Origin of the sequence: Psychrobacter sp. G, from assembly GCF_000418305.1 — a bacterium.
GTDB lineage: Bacteria > Pseudomonadota > Gammaproteobacteria > Pseudomonadales > Moraxellaceae > Psychrobacter > Psychrobacter cryohalolentis.
Window position 1 is genome coordinate 1,608,535 of record NC_021661.1, and the last position, 22,114, is coordinate 1,630,648.

22 protein-coding genes and 1 pseudogene are annotated in these 22,114 nt (G+C 40.3%); 12 read left to right on the forward strand and 11 right to left on the reverse strand.

Features of this window, described 5'->3' with window-relative positions; all coding sequences use genetic code 11:
- Nucleotides 1–9 precede the first annotated feature (9 nt).
- Nucleotides 10–444: a DMT family transporter gene (locus tag PSYCG_RS06690; RefSeq protein ID WP_020443526.1), complete on the forward strand. Its 435-nt coding sequence runs from the start codon at nt 10–12 to the stop codon at nt 442–444.
- A gap of 8 nt (nt 445–452) precedes the next feature.
- Entirely contained in the window at nt 453–905 is a 453-nt protein-coding gene (locus PSYCG_RS06695; RefSeq protein WP_041772550.1) for a DMT family transporter, read from the forward strand.
- Between the two features lie 564 nt (nt 906–1,469).
- Here the strand turns inward: PSYCG_RS06695 and PSYCG_RS06700 are convergent.
- Nucleotides 1,470–1,724, reverse strand: coding sequence for a glutaminase (locus PSYCG_RS06700; protein WP_264648738.1), 255 nt, complete (start codon nt 1,722–1,724; stop codon nt 1,470–1,472).
- 578 nt (nt 1,725–2,302) lie between these two features.
- On the opposite strand from PSYCG_RS06700, the gene PSYCG_RS06705 reads away from it, so the two are divergent.
- Nucleotides 2,303–3,631: an ATP-binding protein gene (locus PSYCG_RS06705; RefSeq protein WP_020443529.1), complete on the forward strand. Its 1,329-nt coding sequence runs from the start codon at nt 2,303–2,305 to the stop codon at nt 3,629–3,631.
- Between the two features lie 11 nt (nt 3,632–3,642).
- Here the strand turns inward: PSYCG_RS06705 and PSYCG_RS06710 are convergent, their stop codons facing one another.
- Nucleotides 3,643–4,335 carry a thiopurine S-methyltransferase gene (locus PSYCG_RS06710; RefSeq protein WP_020443530.1) on the reverse strand — a complete coding sequence of 231 codons (693 nt, stop codon included), beginning with the start codon at nt 4,333–4,335 and terminating at the stop codon, nt 3,643–3,645.
- Between the two features lie 567 nt (nt 4,336–4,902).
- Between PSYCG_RS06710 and PSYCG_RS06715 the strand changes: the two genes are divergently transcribed.
- Both PSYCG_RS06715 and PSYCG_RS13415 read left to right on the forward strand, forming a co-directional pair.
- Complete coding sequence (locus tag PSYCG_RS06715; RefSeq protein ID WP_020443531.1) at nt 4,903–5,502, forward strand: DJ-1/PfpI family protein; 600 nt, start codon at nt 4,903–4,905, stop codon at nt 5,500–5,502.
- A gap of 106 nt (nt 5,503–5,608) precedes the next feature.
- The gene (locus PSYCG_RS13415) at nt 5,609–5,764 is read left to right on the forward strand and encodes a hypothetical protein (RefSeq protein WP_020443532.1); all 156 of its coding nucleotides are present in this window, start codon (nt 5,609–5,611) and stop codon (nt 5,762–5,764) included.
- Between the two features lie 159 nt (nt 5,765–5,923).
- Here PSYCG_RS13415 and PSYCG_RS06720 read toward each other — a convergent pair whose 3' ends face one another.
- Entirely contained in the window at nt 5,924–7,303 is a 1,380-nt protein-coding gene (locus tag PSYCG_RS06720) for a PLP-dependent aminotransferase family protein (RefSeq protein ID WP_041772258.1), read from the reverse strand.
- A 223-nt stretch (nt 7,304–7,526) separates the two neighbouring features.
- Between PSYCG_RS06720 and PSYCG_RS06725 the strand changes: the two genes are divergently transcribed.
- The gene (locus PSYCG_RS06725) at nt 7,527–8,696 is read left to right on the forward strand and encodes an MFS transporter (protein WP_020443534.1); all 1,170 of its coding nucleotides are present in this window, start codon (nt 7,527–7,529) and stop codon (nt 8,694–8,696) included.
- A gap of 310 nt (nt 8,697–9,006) precedes the next feature.
- Here PSYCG_RS06725 and PSYCG_RS13660 read toward each other — a convergent pair whose 3' ends face one another.
- From PSYCG_RS13660 to PSYCG_RS06745, 5 genes are all read right to left on the reverse strand, one after another.
- Nucleotides 9,007–9,135 (reverse strand): hypothetical protein, encoded by a 129-nt coding sequence (locus PSYCG_RS13660; RefSeq protein WP_264648744.1) that lies wholly within the window; start codon nt 9,133–9,135, stop codon nt 9,007–9,009.
- Between the two features lie 731 nt (nt 9,136–9,866).
- Nucleotides 9,867–10,670, reverse strand: coding sequence for a hypothetical protein (locus PSYCG_RS06730; protein ID WP_011513670.1), 804 nt, complete (start codon nt 10,668–10,670; stop codon nt 9,867–9,869).
- A 51-nt stretch (nt 10,671–10,721) separates the two neighbouring features.
- On the reverse strand, nt 10,722–11,564 hold the full coding sequence (locus PSYCG_RS13215; RefSeq protein ID WP_011513671.1) for an IS630 family transposase: 843 nt from the start codon (nt 11,562–11,564) through the stop codon (nt 10,722–10,724).
- 504 nt (nt 11,565–12,068) lie between these two features.
- On the reverse strand, nt 12,069–12,617 hold the full coding sequence (locus PSYCG_RS06740) for a manganese efflux pump MntP family protein (RefSeq protein WP_011513672.1): 549 nt from the start codon (nt 12,615–12,617) through the stop codon (nt 12,069–12,071).
- A 41-nt stretch (nt 12,618–12,658) separates the two neighbouring features.
- Nucleotides 12,659–12,943: a metal/formaldehyde-sensitive transcriptional repressor gene (locus tag PSYCG_RS06745; protein ID WP_011513673.1), complete on the reverse strand. Its 285-nt coding sequence runs from the start codon at nt 12,941–12,943 to the stop codon at nt 12,659–12,661.
- A gap of 113 nt (nt 12,944–13,056) precedes the next feature.
- Between PSYCG_RS06745 and PSYCG_RS06750 the strand changes: the two genes are divergently transcribed.
- Together PSYCG_RS06750 and PSYCG_RS13745 are read left to right on the forward strand one after the other, a co-directional pair.
- The gene (locus PSYCG_RS06750; RefSeq protein ID WP_015060935.1) at nt 13,057–13,389 is read left to right on the forward strand and encodes a YnfA family protein; all 333 of its coding nucleotides are present in this window, start codon (nt 13,057–13,059) and stop codon (nt 13,387–13,389) included.
- 38 nt (nt 13,390–13,427) lie between these two features.
- Nucleotides 13,428–13,550: pseudogene (locus PSYCG_RS13745) on the forward strand (IS3 family transposase); the annotation flags it as partial.
- A gap of 266 nt (nt 13,551–13,816) precedes the next feature.
- Here the strand turns inward: PSYCG_RS13745 and lgt are convergent.
- On the reverse strand, nt 13,817–14,701 hold the full coding sequence (lgt, locus tag PSYCG_RS06755) for a prolipoprotein diacylglyceryl transferase (RefSeq protein ID WP_011513675.1): 885 nt from the start codon (nt 14,699–14,701) through the stop codon (nt 13,817–13,819).
- Between the two features lie 222 nt (nt 14,702–14,923).
- Here lgt and PSYCG_RS13750 point away from each other — a divergent pair, with 222 nt between their 5' ends.
- Nucleotides 14,924–15,088, forward strand: a complete 165-nt coding sequence (locus tag PSYCG_RS13750) for an ImmA/IrrE family metallo-endopeptidase (RefSeq protein ID WP_020443537.1) — start codon at nt 14,924–14,926, stop codon at nt 15,086–15,088.
- 50 nt (nt 15,089–15,138) lie between these two features.
- Here PSYCG_RS13750 and lnt read toward each other — a convergent pair whose 3' ends face one another.
- A complete protein-coding gene (gene lnt, locus PSYCG_RS06760; RefSeq protein WP_011513676.1) occupies nt 15,139–16,707 on the reverse strand; it encodes an apolipoprotein N-acyltransferase in 1,569 nt (522 codons plus the stop codon).
- Between the two features lie 239 nt (nt 16,708–16,946).
- On the opposite strand from lnt, the gene PSYCG_RS13665 reads away from it, so the two are divergent.
- Together PSYCG_RS13665 and PSYCG_RS06770 are read left to right on the forward strand one after the other, a co-directional pair.
- Nucleotides 16,947–17,597, forward strand: coding sequence for a DUF411 domain-containing protein (locus tag PSYCG_RS13665; RefSeq protein WP_011513677.1), 651 nt, complete (start codon nt 16,947–16,949; stop codon nt 17,595–17,597).
- Nucleotides 17,598–18,394: 797 nt separating this feature from the next.
- On the forward strand, nt 18,395–19,117 hold the full coding sequence (locus PSYCG_RS06770) for a CHAP domain-containing protein (protein ID WP_011513678.1): 723 nt from the start codon (nt 18,395–18,397) through the stop codon (nt 19,115–19,117).
- Between the two features lie 148 nt (nt 19,118–19,265).
- On the opposite strand, the gene cadR is transcribed toward PSYCG_RS06770, so the two are convergent.
- On the reverse strand, nt 19,266–19,676 hold the full coding sequence (gene cadR / locus PSYCG_RS06775) for a Cd(II)/Pb(II)-responsive transcriptional regulator (RefSeq protein ID WP_011513679.1): 411 nt from the start codon (nt 19,674–19,676) through the stop codon (nt 19,266–19,268).
- A 142-nt stretch (nt 19,677–19,818) separates the two neighbouring features.
- Here cadR and PSYCG_RS06780 point away from each other — a divergent pair, with 142 nt between their 5' ends.
- Nucleotides 19,819–22,035 (forward strand): heavy metal translocating P-type ATPase, encoded by a 2,217-nt coding sequence (locus PSYCG_RS06780; protein WP_011513680.1) that lies wholly within the window; start codon nt 19,819–19,821, stop codon nt 22,033–22,035.
- The last annotated feature ends 79 nt before the right edge of the window (nt 22,036–22,114 follow it).

Below are 22,114 nucleotides of genomic sequence, written 5' to 3' on the forward strand. Positions count from 1 at the left end.
GAATTTTTCATGCAAATTTTATTGATACTCATTGTTGTGTTAGGCGGCATGGGGTTGTCCGTTGAGGCAGGACTACTGGGGCCTTTAGGGAGTCAAGTAGGCGAGCTGTGGGCAACATTGAGCATTTTTGGTGTTGGCGCTGCTTTAACATTCTTTTTGATGCTGTTTTTTAGTCCGCGGGATAGTCCTTCCTTTTTCTCACAACCCCCTTTACTACTGGTTGGTGGTGTTTTAGGGCCTGTTTATGTTGTGGTATTAACCGTGGTGACGCCTGTTATTGGCATTGCGCTGACGATGATTGGGATATTGGCTGGGCAAGTATTTCAGAGTTTAATCATAGATCATTATGGTTTATTCGAAACCATGGAACGAAAAATAGACAGCAAACGAATTATCGCTTTATTTTTCATTATTGCCGCACTTGTTTTTATGGCAAAAGGATAACCTAAATGATGCTTATTTTAATGATTTTATTAGCAATAATTGGCGGTGCGGCTTTAAGTATCCAGGCAGCATTAAATGGTCGCCTTGGCAGCAACGTTGGGGTGTTTAAAAGTGCCTTTTTAACCTTTTCTGTGGGTGCGGTTGTGACCGCTTTGCTTATTTTCTTTTTTGAGCCAAATCATACCATTACTTTGATGGATGTCCCTAAATGGCAACTGCTTGGTGCCTTATGCGGTGTGCCTTACATTGTCATTATGGTGGTTGCGGTCCAGCGTATTGGGACTGCTGTAGCAACGGTGGCGGTTATTTTTGGTCAGCTGAGTATGAGTGTATTAATTGATAATTTTGGTTGGTTAGGTAATGAGGCGATTAGCCTTTCAGGCAGTCGAATAGGTGCTTTGGTTTGTTTGGCAATTGCGCTTTATTTTATTTATGCTAGCAGCAAGTCTGAGCCTAAATAGGCTCAGTAGTGAGCTATGTTGAAGAAATTGTAGAAACTAATATGGGAGATTTTAATCAGACAGCTCAATCATAATGACACATGCTGTTGATTTTATAGTCATTAAGTTCATATCTAACACTAGCAGTTCAATGCTTGTATAGCGTACCGTTGAACTAATCGCAGATCATTATGGTATTCAAATTAATTAGATTTTGTTAATGCTAGTGCTTACATTTAGCTAAAAATACTGGTAAAAAATCCAAGCCTTAAGGCACTGGTTCATGGATTCAAACGCTCCCTAGGCAACCTATCTTAAATATTTCTGAGCCTCTCTTTTAGATACGGCTCAATTAAGTCTAGAAAAATAGAAAATTTATAAATACCAAGTCAGAATGTATAGGAAAAAGGATTTTCTATACACGTTTGGAAGACACAAAAGACGATATCAATATATCCTAAGGGGGTATCAATGGACGCAAATGTGGATCAGAGTATCCGTTTTCCGATCCTTAAAATGGAATCGCTACAATCAGGATGTAATACCATCCGAAAAAGCGACATTATTCGCTGGATTGATAATCAATTAAAAAAGCGTTAAGGGATCGCCAGATGGCTCACGACCAACATGGGTCCAAATTGCATCACCTAACTTGCCAAGACCGATGGTTAAGGTAAATACTTTGGAGATACTTTGGATCGAGAATAGGGTGCTCGCATCCCCTGCTACATATACCTGCCCATCAGATGTCGCTACGGCAATACCAAACTGGTTCGGATCGACATGCGCCAGTTGCGGGATATAATCTGCCACTTTTCCACGATCGGTTTCAAGGGCCATCTCTGCGGCAATATCATTAAGAATCTGTTGCATATGAGTTGGGTAACCGTATTTCTACTGCGTTGTTGAATAATAGTGATTTTAACTGAATAAAAGGTGATAAGGATGTAAATATTATATTTTAATTCAGGTCTATTGAAGTGAATTGCACTCAGATTCTCGGAGATTATTGTGACCGTGAGCATAATCTCACAGTCATTTCAGTTTTTTTTGCATAAATAATGAGTGGGGTTGCTCCGTATTATCAGTTCAGGGATACTTATTTTCACCCTCCAAAGAGGTACTAGATAAATCCATGTCTACATTTAATGTAGTAAATAATTACCAAGAGGTTATTAACTCTATCGATACAGTTGATATATTTCGCCAATCTCATAGATATAAACTTAGGGATTTTTAATTTAGTCAAATTTATCAATCCTATCGTAGGTTCTGCATAGATAGTACTATAGCTATGACTTACACCCAAAAAAGCTCTAAAAAATAGTAAGAATATTATATGTCAGTAGAGTTGACACCAGTAAGAAGTCGTTACTTGCTCAATTACTGTGTTTTGATCTGAAAGGATGTGAATAAATTTGATTTATAAGCTCATACTAAATAAGCATTTGCAGGTTGCCTTGCTATTTTTGCTGATTCAGCAAATTATTGTTGCTTCATCAACGTACTTTATTGCTCGCCTTGCACAAAGTTTGACCGAGGAGAGTATTTCAATTTTGTACATGGTGCTATTTGCCGTCTCTTTAGTAGCGGTTTATGTGCCTGCATATTTTTGTGTTACCAATACTGAACGCGCCAAGTACGACGCTCATAAGCTGTACAATGATAATTTTCATACTGTCTTTTTAGGTAAGACTTATTTGTTATCTAGCGACGAGTTACAGAGTACGGCAACGACAACGCTCGCTCAAGAAAGCAACTACACCCTTGAGAAAGTGATTGATAGTATTTTTGACATTTCAGCGTTGGTACTCAATGTCTTATTCAATGTGTTGGTCATTGCTTGGTTTTTAGATGGCACATTACTGCTTGGTTATGCAGTAGGTATTATTTTTGCTTCTACGTTTGTGCATTTCAGACGACATGCTTTAAAAACGGCTGCCAAAACAGATCAGCAATCACGGCTGAATTTAACCGCTAAACTTTTTGACAGTTGGGATAACGTCGTTATTTTTAATAAGCATAATTACACGCTCTATCATCATATTGTTCAAAAAAGCTTTGCGACAGCCAAGAATAATAGCGTTAAATCTACTTCGATACAGCATATCAATTCAAGCTTAGGCATGATCATATTGATGCTGCCTGTCTTTGTGGTTACTGCTTTTATTTTTAATAAAAATTGGCAAGATGCTGCGACGATGGCGGTACTCATTGCCACGCTGCCAAGACAAATTCAGCTATTGCAAATGTGCTATGCCTTGATTGGCTACCATACCAGTATTGGCGTTATTAAAACGATGCTAGATGGTATTTTAGAGGTCTTACAACCTACCGCTGTCAATTTAGATCACTATATTCAAGCAGACCAAATACGTGTGCAGCAAACAGGGGATATTTTTGATTCAACACAACTGCCCAAGCAAGGTAGAGTAACGTTGGTTGGTAATAATGGCGTTGGCAAATCTTGTATGTTGCTCAAGCTCAAAGAGGACTACCAAGAGCAGGCTTACTATTTACCTGCCAAGCACAATTTGTATTTCAATTACAAATCAGATAAAGCCCATAAGGGTTCAACAGGACAACAACTCATCAAACAAATTCAAGAAATTAGAGAGGACGACCAAAGTACAATTGTCATGCTTGATGAATGGGATGCACATTTGGATAAAGAAAATACTCAAATCATAGATCAGTATCTTGATGAGCTTGCCCAAACAAGGCTTGTAGTGGATGTTAGACATTGATTTGTAGAATATTATTTTTTAGATACTAATGTATAGACAAGACGATATCCTGAATCACCTGCGGTAGAAACATAGTCTACTTTCTCTTGTGCGATCAAGTTTATCTCATAGTACTCAGCATAATATTGTTCAAGTTGAGATCGTGTCACTAAGAAAGGAGGTAAGTTTTTATGATTATCGCTGCGCTGCTTTTCGCCGTCATAAGCAAAAGATAAGAGAAGTTGGCTTGCTTTATTACTAAGCGCCATCAGTTTCTGTGTATAGCGTGTACGTAGATTATCAGGCTTCGTATCTGGAAGCGCTACTAATGCACCACGATCATAGATAGCATCTATTATTCCAATATCAATAGGACTTAAATCAAAAATATCACCCACCCAAATTTTGAGAATTTGTCCTTCGTGTTCAGCTTGATAACAAGTAAGATTAGGAATAGTTGAATGTGGTGATACTGTCGCTTGCAAATCAGTTTCGGCAAAAAACTGTATGACTGCTATTTCTGACAGCTCAACACCAATAACGTCAAAACCCTGACTGATAAACCATAGCATATCTACGCTCTTACCGCATAAAGGCACAAAAACGCGACCATTTTTAGGGGTGTTGAGTGCTTTGAAATGATGTATTAGCATAGGATTTGGTTTTTTCTGAGTAAAATTAGTTTGGCTCTTTTGCCATGCATTTTTCCAAAATTCAGGAGTCATAACATTAACCTTTATTGTAATAGACTGAGTCTGCCTTGTTATTTTACTATGGACACCTCTAAGCTGTCTCCACTTTGATAAAATAGATATGAATGTCAACTAGTGCGCCATTTACTGATAGGGATTTCTTAAGTAATTTTCTTCAATATTTCATAATAGTTCTCAAGCAAACTCGATTTTTTGACTGAGTAATTGCTATGAGCCTATCCTTAATCTTACCAATATCTGCCTTTGCTTTAGTGGTTTTGCTGGCAGGTAATGGCTAATTTATTCAATGCTGCGGACTTCTGTCTATCAAGTACCAATTTTTTATTATCAAACGTGTGCATCAGAGTAGATAAGTATTCAATCATTTATGTTTGCTTAAATATTTAAGCACAGTTTAAGTTGAGCTAAAACAAATCTGCTGAAAATAGAGTAGGGGTTGTCGCAGGACTGAAACAGCTAGGAACGTCAAAATAAAATGAAATGGCGACGTTGGTTGAAGAGGTAAATGAAGATTAAGCTTGATTATAAGGGTATGAATGAGCGATATTTAATTTAATAATATTAACTCAAGGACACACCATGACATCGATACGAACCGTTGGCATATTACTTTTTAACGAAGTCGAAGTATTAGATTTCGCAGGACCTTTCGAGGTGTTTTCATTGGCTGAAAACGATAGCAGTGATAAGCATTTTGATGTCATTACCGTTGCCGAGCAGCAAGCGCCAATATCTGCTAGAAATGGTTTAACTGTTATACCGGATTATAGCTTCGACAATCATCCCATTATCGATGTTTTGGTTATTCCAGGCGGTTATGGTGCTGAAAAGATTGAAATAAATAATCCAGTGGTTATTGATTGGATTATCTCTCAAGCAAAGATTACCGAGTTAACGCTATCAGTCTGCACTGGTGCCTTGCTATTAGCAAAAGCTGGATTGCTGGCTGGCAAGTCTGCAACCACTCATTGGATGGATTTGGACAATTTAGCATCCTATCCTAATATTGAAGTTATCGCTAATACCCGTTTTGTCGATGCCAGTGACGAGACTACTCAGTTGGTAACATCAGCAGGAATAAGTGCCGGTATTCATGCTAGCCTGTACTGTGTGAAGAAGTTACTAGATAGTCAAACTATGCAAACAACTGCAAGACGTATGGAGTTTGATATAGGTTAAAAGCGTTAATAAATTTGGCTAACAAACACCGCTGCATAAAGAACTTGGATCTTTTGTTATCGGCTGGCAGTGTCACTTTGAAGTGAGCCAAGAGAGTAGGGTCAAAATGGTAGAGCATGGGCGTGATGAAATCCAAAACGAACTTAATAATTATCCTAAATCTGTCCAATCACCTGCTGAGATAATAGAATATGGTAATAAATATATCGAAGATAACAACGCATGGTTAGCAACAATACTGGATACTCTATCCAATGTCTAAAATTTCCAAATTGAGGTAAATATGGAAAATAATGGACCCATTCAAATCATTGATTTATCAGGTGTTGATTTCAACGTTTGGTTAAGATTATGGCAAAGGTATCTGGCATTTAATGTAATGAGAAAAAAGAGGATACGGGCCATATATTAAGATGGTTAGCTATACCAACGCTTGAGCCAACACTTCAAATATACGTGAATCTGTAGCTTGCGCTACATTAAAACGCATAAAGTTCTCAGCATTTTTTGATTGACTAAAAGCATTACCTGGGGCTAAGACTACACCTTGTGACAAACAACGATTGGCCAGTTCGGTTGCGCTATTATTGTTAGGTAAGCGGCACCAAAGAAACATGCCGGCTTGCGGTATCAGCCATGGCTCAATGCCTAGCATAGCCAATTTAGGTAATATCTGATTACGTGCGCTTGCAAGACGCATATGCATCGTAATCATATGTTTGCGATAACCGCTGTCCGTTAGCGCCGATAACACCACGGCCGCTGCCAGCTGACCGCCGCCAAATCCCGTCGCTATTTTCAAGTCAAGCAAACTCTCAACCCATTCATTCGGCGCGGCTATATAACCACAGCGCAATGACGCCGATAAGGTTTTAGAAAAGCTGCCAATATAAAACACGCGTGATAAGCCGTCTAATGCCGCAAGCCGTGGCGCAGGTTTGACTTCAAAATCAGCAAAAATATCATCTTCGATAATATATAAACCAGATGCCTGAGCCAATTGCAATATTTGGTACGCCGTAGCATGCGATAAGGTTGCACCAGTAGGGTTATGGATGGCGGCATTGGTAATGTATAGGCGTGGTTTGTGTTCTTCTAAAATTTTCGCAAAGGCATCTATATCTGGACCATTCGGCGTATAAGGCACGCCAATGATTTTGACTCTATGAGCACGCAATAGCGCTCGAAAATTAAAATAACAAGGGTCATCCACTACTACCGTATCGCCTGCGGTCAATAAAAAGCGAAGGATTAAATCTATCGCTTGCGTGCCAGACTCTGTCAGCATTACTTGTGAAGGCTGCGCATCGATTCCCAGTCCTGCCATACGCCGTGTCAGTAATTGGCGTAATGCTAATAGCCCTAGGGGCGTTGCATACTCGCTGATAACGGTAGCGTCACCTCTTGCCGCATGTCGTAAACCGCGGCGCATACCCTCCACAAAGAGCCAATCTGGTGGCAGCCAACCACAGCCAGGCTTTAGTACATTATCGGATGGCTCAAGCGATTGCCGCGACACCCAGAGTGGATCTATTGCGCGATCAAGATTGTGTCCTGACTCTTTTAATGAGAGCGGCGCTGTCGTCTCTGCGACATAGAACCCTGCGCCAGGGCGTGAGTAAATAGTACCTTCTGTTTGCAAGCGCTCGTAAGCTTCAACCACCGTTGATGGTGAAAACCCGTAATTTTTTGCCGCTGCCCTTACAGAGGGTAGGCGTGTTCCGGGCATATAGACGACGGTTGCTATCTTTTCTTTAACGTCAGCCATGACGATTTCAATTCGTGTTAATTGATGCTTCATATTTTTCAAGTGAACCCATGAATATATAAATTCGATAGAAGAGCTGTATGGGTTTTATATGCCAAACAGTTCTGTCTAATTGTACGGGATTGTATATAGATAAACTAACGCACTTTTGTTTTAATCATTGAACCTAAAACGATGTGATATGGCTATAAAGCCTGAGTGGTGACAACCATTAATATCAATCAACCCAATGATACTTTTTTAAAAGCAGCCATATATGAGTACTCAAAAATATAATAAATATCTGGCATTTGCACTATGCGTGATAACAACTAGCGTTAATATCCAAGGGCCGCTTTATGCTATTTACGCTAAAAATGATGGCTACGGTGTTTTAGCAACCACGGTCGCATTCTCTTTTTATGTGTTGGGGGTGATACCAGTATTATTAGCTTTTGGTGGGCTATCCGATAGGATTGGGAGACGCAAGACGATTTTAATCTCTTTAGGTTTATCAATAGCGGCAACTGCTCTGATGATGTTCTATCCATATACGCGAGCATTAGCAGTAGCGCGATTATTGCTTGGTGTGGGCACGGCATTAATGGCAGCGACGGCGACTGCATATATGATTGAGTTGATTGGCTCGTCCGATACGGGGCGTGCAACTACTTGGGTCACTGCAAGTACAACCATAGGTTTTGGTCTTGGACCTGCATTAACGACAGTTTCTTTGTTATTTTATGAGACACAGCATCCTATCAGCTTTTTCTTCCTGTTAATAGGCGCGTTTTTATCAATATTTTTAGTATGGCGATTACCTGAGACTGCGCAAGGGCGCTCAAACAAACTTGGATCAATGCTCAAGCTGCCTTATTTTAATAGTGAGGTAATATGGTATGGTGGCGGCATTTTGATTTGTTGGGCAACCACCGGATTGGTGCTGTCCATTATACCTTCGGTACTGGCCACACATGGACTGGCTAAGTATGCTGGAATATCTTCTATGCTGGCTATCAGTTGCGGATTATTGTTTCAGCCTATCGCTCGAAAGCTTGACCCGCAGGTATCATGTAAACTGGGTATTCTGATTTTACTGCCCGCTTATGCGCTACTTGCTTGGGGCGCTTTGAATGCCAATCTACCAGCAATTCTTTTAGCGGCTTTTTTAGCGAGCAGTAGTTGTTATGGCTTTGTTTATTTAGGCGGGTTGTCAGGGGTGACACAGTCTGCTGACACTGAGCAAGCACGAGCCAGTGCTGGCTATTTTTTGATGGCGTATATGGGATTTAGTGTGCCAGTGATTTTTACGGGTTTAATTGTCGATCAGTACGGCGCTGCTATTGCATTTTACGCTTTTGGATTGTTTTTACTGCTGGGCGCGTTTTTATTGTTCGCAAGTCAGTCTATTTTAAAACCAGAGTCCGCCACTATTGCAGCACCTTGATATAAGATTTTATTTAGCTAAACAAGCTTTCTTTAATAGGAAATAAATAAATGCTTCTCATTGTAATCAATCAAACACAGCACACAATAAACCGAACATAAGGCACAATCAGATAATGACTGCTCTCACTGCTATGATAAGCCGCTTTTTCATAGCAAGAAGCATCCTGTTGATACAATAGGGTAGCGTTAAAGCCTGACATAGATAAGTGCTCATTACCTTGACCTTGAGAAGAATATTCTTTAGCAAAAACTGTTGAAAATTGAATAATTTTCTGGTCTTTTGCCGAATAGAAGCCCTCGTTTTTATCTTACTGATGACAAGCGACAATAAACAGTACGGTAATATCATAGCGATTTTCCATCCAATTATTACCGAAAAACGCCTTTTCTATAAAATCTTGCCCCGCAGTATTGCCCAGTTTTTTCGATGTTAGCATGAGCTCATCCAAGCGCATAAAGCGATGAGACTTGCTTAAATTAGTAGGCAATAGTAACTATTTATTTCTTGGTCATCTTAATAAAGCCCGTAATAGATATGACAGTCAAAAAACAATTATTTTTGATTGAGAATCTCAATGTAAAGTAATCATTATTTGATTGTGAGGTGATAATTGGGAATGAGAGACTATGCAAGGGGCTTATTGGGCATTGTGAAGATAGTAAGCACAGTAATGATGAGCAGAACAAGTTTATCAAAGAGGTTAACTTTGAATGAATAATAAAATCACTGTATCCATAACATGTCTATAAGAGGTTTCTGAAATATATGCAGAGAGGCTATTAGCGACTTGATTTAATGCATTAAGTTCGATTAGGACTCCGCGTATTAAACCTTCAAGACATATCAGTTAGTAATTATACTAGTGATGATTACAATGATTATTTAAACAGGTAACACATATTATGATTAAGCAATTATCGAGCAGACTGACTAACAACTTAATGCTTGAACATAGTCCTATGAACTTAGTACTACATACACTTCATTTAACTTATGTTTATCTAGAGTTCCATTCATATAAATAAAATTGACATAAACCGTTGTTAAATATAGCTATACTATATATTTTTTATCTAAAATATACAGTATAGTTCATGAACCATTCAGAAATTATGGTTTTTTGGTGCTTCTAGACGATTATAAAGCTTTTACTTCATGAGTCTTAGCTTAGTGTTTTTCTGGTTTAGCAAATATACAGTGATATACATTGTTTAGATTACTGACAGCTGTTTGTGCATATCTCCAAGCTGTAATTAGATTTATTAGTATTTTTAGCTCTTCAGATTCTTGCTCTGTTCGTTCCGTAATTTTCTTGGTTCTAAGATATTTTTGCCTAACTTTTTTCTCTTCTATTGGTATAGATAGTAGTTCTGGTAAGCTCATATCCAAATCAGAAAGCATCGAGTAAAGTGGGTTATTTTCAATAGCTGCATTAGTATCATAAGGTATTTTAAGTTCATCTAAGTGTGATAAAAGATATTCAAATTCCTCGTTTATGACTTCTAGAAAATTATTATTATTAAATATTATCTTGATAGATTCAGGTGGCACCCCAAGTTTTAAGAGAGCTTTGATTGTATTTAAACTATCTTCTGATTCTTTTCTTCCTTTGACTACAGGTATTAAAAAGTAATCGAATACTTTATGAAAATTAATATTGTTCTGCATGACTTTTATTACACGGTCTGTACTATGTGCAGAAATATCAATAATAGCTGAATTTAGATTGCCTAAGTCTTTTAAAACCTCATTAAAATTTTCACCAGAAACAATAATTTTGTCAGAATATGACTGATGGTTCATATCCTGACTACTTATTAAATAATGAGCTTGGAATTCCATATTCATTCTAAGCAGATAATCGCTAACGAGAGATTTTCCGATATTTCCTGAAAGATTAGTCACTCCGATACGGAGTTTGTTCTGACTCGTATTTTTGAAATACAATTCTTCTTTTTCTTTGTTAACCATGATGGTAATTCCTATTTTAATTATTAATAGAGTATGTCAATCTTACTATAGTTAAGTCTTTATAAAATCGATACAGCCCATATTATGAAACAGTTTAGGTAGATTATTCTCCATCCATCCTTGGCGTAGAAACTTAGCTTGTGCCCATTTCTTTTCAATGGGATTAAGATCAGGGCTATAGGGTGGTAGCCAAAGAATACGATGGCCATGTCTGTTCAGTAGTTTTTGAATACGTCTACTTTTATGAAACCGAGCGTTATCCATGATAATCACGCATTTAGTTTTGAGACTTGGAATTAGCGTGAACTTGCACCAGTCATAAAATATATGGCTGTTGATATTCTGTTCAAAGTAATCAAGCGCAAACAGCATTTTTTCATAGAGAGCACCGATGATATTAGTACGCTTTTTTGCTTGCCAGTTATAGCTATCTATACAGGGTTTTCCTATCGGTGCATAGCCGTAAGGTCTGATAGTTTCAGCCTCAAAGCCGCTCTCATCCATATAAACAATGGGATAGCCTTGCTGCATGAAACTATTAAGCTTACTCTGATACTTCGCTCTTTTGATCGGACAGGCTTTTGGGTGTTCCAAGGTCTTTTTTTGACTGATGCCAAGGCGCTTTAGAGCATTAAAAATTCCTGTCTTGCTACAGCTCAAGCGGCGGGCTCTTTCATAGTTATAATCATCGGGATATCTTTTTACGTCTTCAATCAAGGCGTCATCAGGTATTTTAGTTGGTGCTTTATTTCTAGTTATTTTAGGGACTAAATTCTGCTGCCAGCTGTGAATGGTGCTGGTGCTAAGTCCATAAAATAGGGCAGCTTCTCGGATGGTCATGCCATCAGCGATGCTAGAAAGCACCTGTTTGCGATAGTCTACTGAATAAGTCATCGTTTATTTCATTAAATGCGATTGTTAATAGGATTGTATCGGTTTTATTTGGATTAGACTATATAATCATGGAGCTCAAACAAATTGATAACTCAGCTATATCTTTTGATGTCGTTATAGAAGGTAAAAGATATGGAGTCATCGGCCGAAATTACATTATGAACCAGCTATCACTTATGGCAAGGGCTTTGTAAGTAAAAAATATGTAAAGGCTGTTTATGCTTATTTGGATCTTAGTAGGAGTGTTCTATAAGTATTCAGGTAATTCAAACCATTGGTCTATAGACGTATATTGAAGATTTCACTAGAGAATAAAACCAATCAGGCTCTCTTATTGGTTCGGTACCCTAGTGAGGACTTGAATATCAAGCTGCAAGCTATTGATGTCAGTAGTCAAAATACTCATAGCAGCTCAGTGTACATAGCAGTGTACCTTTCAAGATGAAATGGCGGCATATCCATCTTTTTAATTAGTCGCTGTACCTATTAAATATAAGGTCGCCTTTAAACCACCATATTCACACCGATAGCTATCAACACCAAACCGCCTAGAGCTTCTGCCCAACTGCCCAGCCATGTTCCTGACTTGCGTCCTATATAAGCGCCTAAGACACTTAAAACAGCTGTCGTGAGTGCAATAATTAAACATGCCAAATAAGCATTAACAGCCAACAGGTTTAACGTAAAACCTGCCCCCATCGCATCAAGACTCGTTGCTATAGCCAACGAAAGCAATGTTTTATGACTTAAATTGATCCGAGTCTCATCATTGTTAACGGAACGCGACTCATAGAGCATCTTAATTCCAAGAGCTACCAGTATGACAAAAGCAACCCAAGAAGCACCTTCAGCAAACCAGCCTAGCATGGTAGAGCCAAGCGCATAACCAATCAGCGGCATCACTCCCTGAGCAACCCCGAAATAGACACCAATGAGTAACGCCATTTTCATAAACTGCGAATTAACATCGCTTTTGTGAGTCGAGCCAAGACCGATTGAAGCCGCAAACGCATCCGCAGCGAGTGCCAGCGCCAATAATAGTACTTCTAACATGAAAAAATCGTTCCTTTTGAAATATTATTCTTCTTAGTTTTCTATTTCATATAAGTTTTTAGTATGGATAAGACGTCTTCTATCTCTTGTTGACGTTGTTGTTGGGTCATGTCTTCTGCTCCTAAATGCTCTTTTATATGCTCTTCTAAAACCTCCTTCATAAGACCGTTTACCGCCCCCTTTAATGCCGCTATTTGCTGCAAAAGAGCCATGCATTCAGGATCGCCTTCTAATGAAGCTTCTATTGCTACTGACTGACCTTTGATACGTCTGATACGTCTGATACGTCCTAGTAGCTTGCTCTTACTTTTTTGAGTATGTGACATTATTTTTATTGTCTCATTTTATACTGGGGGGGGTAGCATATTTATAGGATGCTTTTTATAGTGGTATGATAAACTCGATCGCTGCATTATGGATGACTAAAGGAGTAAGTTTTTTGTCTGAATTAAAAACAGTTGGGCTTTTTGCTATTACTGCACTAGCAGAGATTGTAGGCTGTTATTTGCCATACTTGTGGCTAAGAGAGGGTAAGTCAATATGGCTTCTTGTCCCTAGTGCGCTTAGTTTGGTTGCTTTTGTATGGTTACTGACTTTACATCCAACCGCTGTTGGCAGAGTTTATGCCGCCTATGGTGGTGTGTATGTAACGATGGCAATCCTATGGTTATGGGCTGTTGATGGTATTCGACCAACGACATGGGACATATTAGGTACATCAGTAGCACTTCTAGGCATGGCTATTATTATGTTTGCACCGCGCAACACATAGACTATCAATCAAAGTTTACCGATACTGAGTGATCCACTACATTATTAAAAAATAATATCCATTATATTGGATATACATATAGCTCGACAGGGATTCAAAAGGGTTTGGGCTATAAATCGCCAAGACAGGTATGGTTTGACTTTTACCGTCAGGCTGCGTAACGGAAATCTCCCAAGTTAATGTCTACGGATTTGACAGCAGGAGTCATACAGCCGGACTCAAGTAAAGCAACTTCCGATAAAGTCGGTGCAGTTCACTATCTGCCTTACCATTAAATAAATGAAGGCTTACCTCCCAGTTGTCACTAAACAGATTGGCTTTAGGAATAAAAAATCTTACTCTAACATAGATATCAGTTTCACAAAGGAATGTATCTTGTTAGCACAGCGTTCATTTTTATTAGTTCATACATGATTGTCTCTCATACCTAATAAGCAGACTGCTTACCCCAATCATAGATACCACGTTTATAAGCGTAAATCAGCATAATTAAGCCAGCGATAATCATCGGTGCGCTTAATATTTGTCCTTTGGTCATCCAACCTAAAAGGATAAATCCTTGATCAGCATCTGGCTGACGGAAGAATTCAATGATAAAGCGGCTGATACCGTAGCCCAGTAAGAACACGGCAGAAGCGGCCATACGTGGACGCGGCTTTGATGAGTACCACCATAAAAAGATAAATAGCAGCAGACCTTCGGCGAAGGCTTCATATAGTTGCGATGGATGACGAGGCAGTATGTACTGACCATTAACCTCAATCATTAATTCTTGCAATTGTGGATTGCTCTGTAATTGCTCCATATCAAAGGCAGCGGCTTGCGGAAAGTAGGTCAGCCAATTATAGCCACCGTCTGATACGCGCCCCCATAGTTCACCATTGATATAATTACCGATACGACCAAACAGTAAGCCAGTTGGCACGCAAGGAACGATAAAATCGAATACTTGAAAGGTGGTTTTTTTGTATTTACGCGCAAAGAACCACATACCTAGCATGACGCCAATAAAGCCGCCGTGGAAAGACATACCGCCTTCCCAAACCTTTAATAGGTATGCGGGGTTTTGTAGTAGCTCGCCGAATTGATAAAACAGCACATAGCCAATCCGACCGCCTAAAATAACGCCAAGCGCCCCATAAAAGACCAAATCAGACACCATATCGGTGGTCCAATTGTCGCGTTTGGTACTACGATACCAAGCCAGACCATAAGCGGCGGCAAATGCCAGCAGGTACATTAAACCATACCAGTTCACTTCTACTGGACCCAAAGACAGCGCAACGGGATCATACTGAGGATGAATCATCATAAAGGTATCATAATTATTGATAATAAAATATTGGTCATAATAGCAAAATTCGACCCTTGCGAACACGACAGTCTGTTCAAAACAAAAGAGTGTCAACGATCATAACGTGGTGCTGGAATAAATATTTCGAAGCATCTGTTTGGCTTGCGCGCAGCAAGCGAAAAAAAATTATCCCAGCAATGTGATATTCTCCCTAAATCTAATCAACCAACTGAGGCGTGAATGCCTTTTATCTTTTTGAATAACCAAAAAACTATGGAGAAAAGTAGATTCGATGCATGTCACGAATATGGTCATTTGGTTAGAGGTATCTACAGCATGATAATATCTGAAAGTTTCGTAGAACCGCTTGATCAAGACTTAGAGTCTAAAGCAGCTGAAACATGAATCCTACAATAAAATTTATGCTGATTAAATTATTATGATTAAGTTTACTATTACCCTCGTCTTCTAAGTGTGGTTAGACCTTGGCCAAAATAGCTTAGTAGTAATAACAGGGTTATTATTATCAAGATAGGATAATTTCCCATAAGCATAAAGGGAGTGTTACCAACCCGTGCCTGTATCTCACCACGTAGTACAGTACGCTCAAACTGCGGTGCGCGTTTTACAATACGACCTTTATGGTTAATGATAGCGGTAACACCAGTATTGGTCGCTCGAATAAACCAGCGCCCGTTCTCAAGAGCGCGCATTTGTACCATTTGCAAATGTTGCAATGGTCCTGCTGAAGTGCCAAACCAGGCATCGTTAGAGACGGTCAACAAAAAGTCAGTATCGATTGCATTTTTACGCGTGGTATCTGGATAAGCTACCTCATAACAGATAGCCGTCCCTATATTGTGTCCACGCACCTGTAGCGGTGACTGCTGATCACTACCACGACTATAGCTCTTAATATCCTGACTACCGGCCAAACTTGGGAAAATATCGAGCACGCCTTCAAATGGAATATACTCTCCAAAAGGCACCAGACGCTGCTTCTTGTATAGGCCTTCCGCTTCTACACCTCGAGCAATCACGCTATTGTAAAATGGGGGATACTTATCCGTACTGGCATTGAATGCCGCTTTATCCTTATAAGGGATACCAGTTATCCATGTCGTATTGGTCGCATTAGCCATTTCTATCATTTCACTAATAAAGCCCGCAGCCTCATCCTGAAACATCGGAATAGATGATTCAGGCCACACCACAACATCACGTCCCCACTCAGTGCGCGTTAACTTCGCATAAATCTTTAGCGTTTCTACTTGATATTGAGTCAGCCACTTTATATCTTGTGAAATATTACCTTGAATCAATGACACTGACAGATCAGGTGTGCCCTTAGGTTTTGTCCATTGCGGATTGACCAGCCATAATGATGTGCTAATGGCCAATAACAGTACAGAAACGACGGCATAACTACTGCGCCGAAGCAGTAGCTCTACTAAACTTGCAGCCAATAGTATGGCAACAAAAGAGACGGCAAAAACACCAGCAACGGGTGCTAAGGACGATAACCAATACTCTTCAGTAAACGCATAACCAACAAACAGCCACGGAAAGCCTGTGAATAACCAAGTTTTTAACCATTCTTGTAGCACCCAAAGAGCAGCAAATGAAAAGGGTTGTTTGCCTACCATACGGTTAAAGGCTAGTGCTAAAAATCCATGAAACAGTCCCATACCGAGACCCATCAATCCAATCATAATCAATGCGAGCCACGTTGGAGTATCGCTATAATCATGGATAGCTGTATAGAGCCAAAAGCCGCCGACGCACCATAGCCCCATACCGTAAGCTTCACCGATAATAAAAGCGCGACGACCACTCATATTTGGCACCAACAGCGCATATAAAATCGCTGGTGACACTATTGCTAGCGGCCAGAACCCATAAGGCGATAATGCAAATAAAAAAATAGCCCCTGCAAGCCATGCTGCTACTAGCGTAAGCCATAGCGGTAATTGATTTAAGTGAGTACTCAAACGCTTTTGTAGACTAATAGTAGACAGGTGCATCGCAAATTATCCAAAATTATGAGCCTTGAATTTTTAATCAAAATCCAAAACTCAGATAGACCCGTTAATACTACAGGCAGCATTTCAAAATAAAAACTGCTTATGATACCAGTCCGCACTGCTCAATGTATAAATTTACGTACCCCGTTTGATGGGTTATTATGCTACATTACCAAACGATATGAAGTGTTACTTGACCTTCTATAGCTCACAATATCTACAGTACATGAGAGAGCACTATGACCCCCTTAAAAATAAAATCCAGTCTTATATTCAATCGTCATCTGTCTAAGGGGTTGCGTGGTACGCTGGTGTTACTTGCCGCCTCATCACTATTTGCTTGTAGCCAACCGAGTAGTGGCGTATCTGATGCAAACACAACATCAGTAACAACCGAAAATGCAACAGCTATCACTTTAAAGGAAGATGAACCAAACGCTAAAAGTGCTCACATGATGACAAGGTCAGTAAGTAAACCAGACCTACTAAAAAACGTCTCAGCTACGGTCTATAAAGATGCCAATTGCGGCTGCTGTAAAGAATGGATAAGTCATGCAGAAGATAATGGTCTAAGTGCAACCGCGCAAGATGTTGCGGACTTAGCCGTATTTAAAGAGCGCTACAGCGTTCCAACTGAGATGCGTTCTTGCCATACTGTAGTCACTACTGATGATTACGTCTTTGAAGGTCATGTACCTGCTAAGTATATGGCGCAGTTCTTAGAAAATCCGCCAGTACAAGCTATGGGTCTTGCCGTACCTGGCATGCCTGTTGGTAGCCCAGGTATGGAGTATCAAAATAAATTCATGCCCTATCAGGTTATGCAGCTCAATAAAGACGGGACGACCCAAGTTTATGCTGATATTGAATCGGTAGAGCAGCAATTATAGTGTGTTAGCAGTTAAGAATACTTTGATTATAGTGTTAGCGTTAAAAGTAAATGAGGCAGGTATAAGACTGTTCTATTGCTTATAAAATGATTCTTCATCAAAAAAATCATTAGCTATTGCGACTTTAAAAGCAAAAATAACTTTGAATTTGTAACTTTTGATGACAATGTAAGCGGATTTATCGGTTATTAACCCTTAAAATAGATAAATAATTAAGGGTTAATACAAGAATATACAGGATGTATCGAAACAATTACGTAATATTACATAAGCCAGTAGGGAATTAACATCTATATTAATATTATAAATTATTATATTATCTTAATAATTAGTTAGACCCTATATAGGGTAATTACTTCATCCAATAAAAAAACGTCTGAGGGTTAAATCTATAATTTAGATTTAACCCTCAGACGTTTTTTTGCTTATAAAACAGTAGAAATTGTTGTCAATTTAGTCAGCTATATTCTGTATATGTTACACAAACTTACATTGTAAAATGTGGAATATTAGCAATTTTTTCAACATCAAAAAAGTATTTTTGGGGTTTTTAAGGGTGATGACAGGCTAAACAGCCTATGCTAAAGTCGGCTTTGTGTTTTGGCCAGCAGCTTGATTTGCAACAGCTTCGTAAGACTTCAATGATGCTGTGATCGCCAATAATCATTTTTTATATGAATAATATGCAGCAGAAGTATCAGTCACTATGACGTATATATACTTGAGTTGTTGAAATTTAATTGACTGCGCTGTTGTTGATAACAGACCATTTTGAATTAACCGTAGGTATTAGATTTATGAAACAGGCTTTATTGATTTTGTCAGTACTGGGTATGGGCATAGCACAAACGAGTGGTGCTGCTATCACAATCTCTCAAACAAATAATACCATCACCAATACTTCTGTGGCATCAAACTACGGTTCATCAAAAAACATCTATAGCACTAGCAGTGGTGCTTATGTTTCTAGTAATGACGAAATCAGTCAAGCTATTAGCAACCTAAGTGCGCAGGCTAAGCAAAAAGAGAGTCGGCTTTCATCATTAAACAGCCGCTTATACGCTGAAAAACAACAGCAGCAAGTCAATACAGTTCCTGATAGCAATTCAGCCCCCGCTATCGCTGCTGCTCGTGCTTCACGAGTGGCTCTATCTGGTAGCTCTGGATACTGTGCCCGTTACGTACGTAAAGCACTACAATCAGCAGGTTATGAGTTCACCCCCAATCCTTCAGCCTATCAGTACGCCACTCGTGGCACGCTTGATAAAGCAGGTTTTAGCAAAATCAGTAATGATATGCCAACCCAAGTAGGTGATGTTATTGTCTATGATCGCTCATCAAAGCGTCCACATGGCCATATCCAAATCTTTGATGGCGAAAACTGGATTTCTGATTTCCGTCAGAACAGCATCAGCCCATACAGTGGTGTCTATGCTTATACCACATGGCGTGATTCAAAATACGTGGATGACGCATCCGCATCAGATCGAAATATCTACCTTGCTATGAATGATAAATAAGACCTGATAAGTCAGCACAACATAGTTATTATTTCCTCCAACCCCAGTAGTGATCTTAATATCATTGCTGGGTTTTTTTGTGCTTAACATCAGGGTGTATTTAACCTTTCATGATTTGATCAGTCAGAAATGAACACTACTAATATCATTACTCATGACAAGAATTATCGGCAAGAGCCTTTAATATCCCACATGATACCGCTGGTGCACTACTTGCACATTTCTGGCGCAAAACAGTCAAGTGCTGCTTTAAGTGCATCAGTTCTTCCATTCGTATTTCTACAGCATAAATTTGCTTATCTAGTAAGGAGCTCACATCACCACAGTCTTTATCAGGTTCCTCCCAAAACTCAAGTAAGATTCGTACTTCGTCTAGAGCCATGTCAAGCGTACGGCAGTGTAGGATAAATTGTAGACGCTCAATGTGCTCTTCATTATATAAACGATAATTCCCTGCGCTGCGAGAAGGCTCAGGTAATAAGTGCTCCTTTTCGTAATAGCGAATGGTTTCCACTGTGGCACCTGTGCGTTTAGCGAGCTCACCAATTTTGATTGTCATAATAACCTCTATGATTTAAATAATTAAAGTGGCTGTAAAGACTGGCGCTAGAGAAATTAAATTTACAAAACTGTAGATAGACAACCTTGACTCTAAAGCCACTAGAGGGTTCATAATACCATTATTCAAAGGGTAAATTATTATGAAATATCATATTGAAGGTATGGACTGTGCCAGTTGCATCGGCAAGATTGAAACAGCTTTGAAACGTATGCCTGGGGTTTCTGATGTTGAGCTAAATTTTGCTACAGAAACGCTAGAGCTAAGCTTGGCCCCTGATGCGCCGACTCAGGCTAGTGATATTGAAAAAACCATCAAAAGCCTAGGGTTCGGTATATCTGCCAATACTGGTCAACAAACTGTATCGGCTATTGATATTGACAGCGACAATCAGATGGCTCCGCAGGATAAGCGGTGGTGGCAAACTCAAAAAGGCAAACAGGTTGTTGGTCTCGGTATTTTGATGGGCAGCGCTTATGCACTGTCACTACTGTTCCCCGCTTATGGGATATGGGTGTTTGCCATCGCTGTGATTGTAGGCGTTTTTCCATTTGCACGCAAAGCCTTAGCACTGGCTAAAACAGGTTCATTCTTTTCAATTGAAACGCTGATGTCCGTCGCCGTGCTTGGCGCACTTATCATTGGTGAAGCTGAAGAGGCCGCAGCGGTTGTCTTTTTGTTCTCAATCGGTGAACTGTTTGAGAGTATCGCTGCTGATCGCGCTCGCGCTGGCATCAGAGCCTTATCATCGCTGGTTCCGAAAAGTGCGATTTTACTTGATGCTCAAGGTGGGCAGCGTAACGTTCCAGCGACTTCACTACAAGTGAATGACCTTGTGCTGGTGCGTCCTGGAGATAGGGTATCTGCTGATGGTTCCATTGTTCAAGGTGCGTCCAGCCTTGATGATTCGCCCGTGACGGGAGAGTCTGTTCCTGTTGCCAAGACGATGGGTGACAATGTATTTGCAGGGTCAATTAACATCGATGGTGTGCTCCAAGTGCGCGTAGAAAAGACAGCCGCCGATAACACTATTTCGCGCATTATTGATTTGGTAGAGCAAGCGCAAGCTTCCAAAGCACCCACTGCCCGTTTTATTGAGAAATTCAGTCGTTACTATACACCGGCTGTGATGGCTATTGCCGCCCTAATTATCATCGTCCCACCGTTAACCATGGGCGGAGATTGGTCAACTTGGTTATATCGAGGTCTAGCCTTATTATTGATCGCTTGTCCTTGTGCTCTTGTGCTCTCAACACCAGCTGCTATCGCCTCTGGTCTAGCGGTCGGTGCGCGCCGCGGCTTGCTGATCAAGGGCGGTAGTGCTTTAGAAACCATCGGCCAAGTGAAGACAGTCGCTTTTGACAAGACAGGCACTTTAACTGAAGGCAAACCACGCGTGACCGATGTTGTTGACATTACACAAGAGTATTCAAGTGTTCAAGGTCAGGATTCTCAGGATCAGGGTTCTCAAGGTAAAGATAAGGTATTGGCGCTCTTTGCCAGTGTGGAGACAGGTTCTAGTCACCCGCTTGCTGAAGCCATTGTCAGTCATGCCAAAGCCGCCAAAGTTGTCATACCTGTGGCTTCTAAAGCTTCTGCTACTGCGGGTAAAGCGGTACACGCAACTATCGCTGGGCGCGCGCTAGCTATCGGTTCGCCTGTTTATGCCGCAGATGAGGCATCAATTTCAGCCGAGCAACAGGCACAAATCGAGGCGCTGCAAAATGAGGGCAAGACCGTCTCAGTTCTTTTCGATGAGCAAAGTCGAGAAGTGCTTGGATTGGTCGCACTAAGAGACGAGTTACGAGACGACGCTCATGAAGGTGTGGCTCAACTTAAAGCGATGGGTGTGCGCTCTGTTATGCTAACAGGCGACAACCGCTTAACCGCTCAAGCACTTGCCAGTAATTTAGACGTGGAATGGGAAGCTGAGCTGTTGCCTGAGGACAAACTGCGCTTGCTTAACGAGATGAAGAATAACAGCAAAATAGCGATGGTGGGTGATGGTATTAACGATGCGCCAGCACTAGCAACCGCTGATGTTGGCATCGCGATGGGTGGTGGTACCGATGTGGCCATTGAGACGGCCGATATCGCATTATTAAAAAGTCGTGTTACAGACATGGCCCATCTGATTGCACTTTCGCGTGCCACCATGCGCAACATTCATCAGAACGTCATTTTCGCTTTAGGTCTCAAAGGCGTCTTTCTGATCACGACCGTATTCGGCATTACTGGACTATGGATTGCGGTTCTAGCTGATGCTGGAGCAACAGTGCTCGTTACTCTCAATGCGTTACGTTTACTGCGCTTTAAAGGCGCGCCTCCACTGGTAACTCCGCCTAAAGTAGTTAAATAAAACCCTTCGAAATCAATTAAAAACTAGAGATAGCAGCAGATTTCGGGGGTGGGTTCTAATAATAAAAATTCCACCGCTA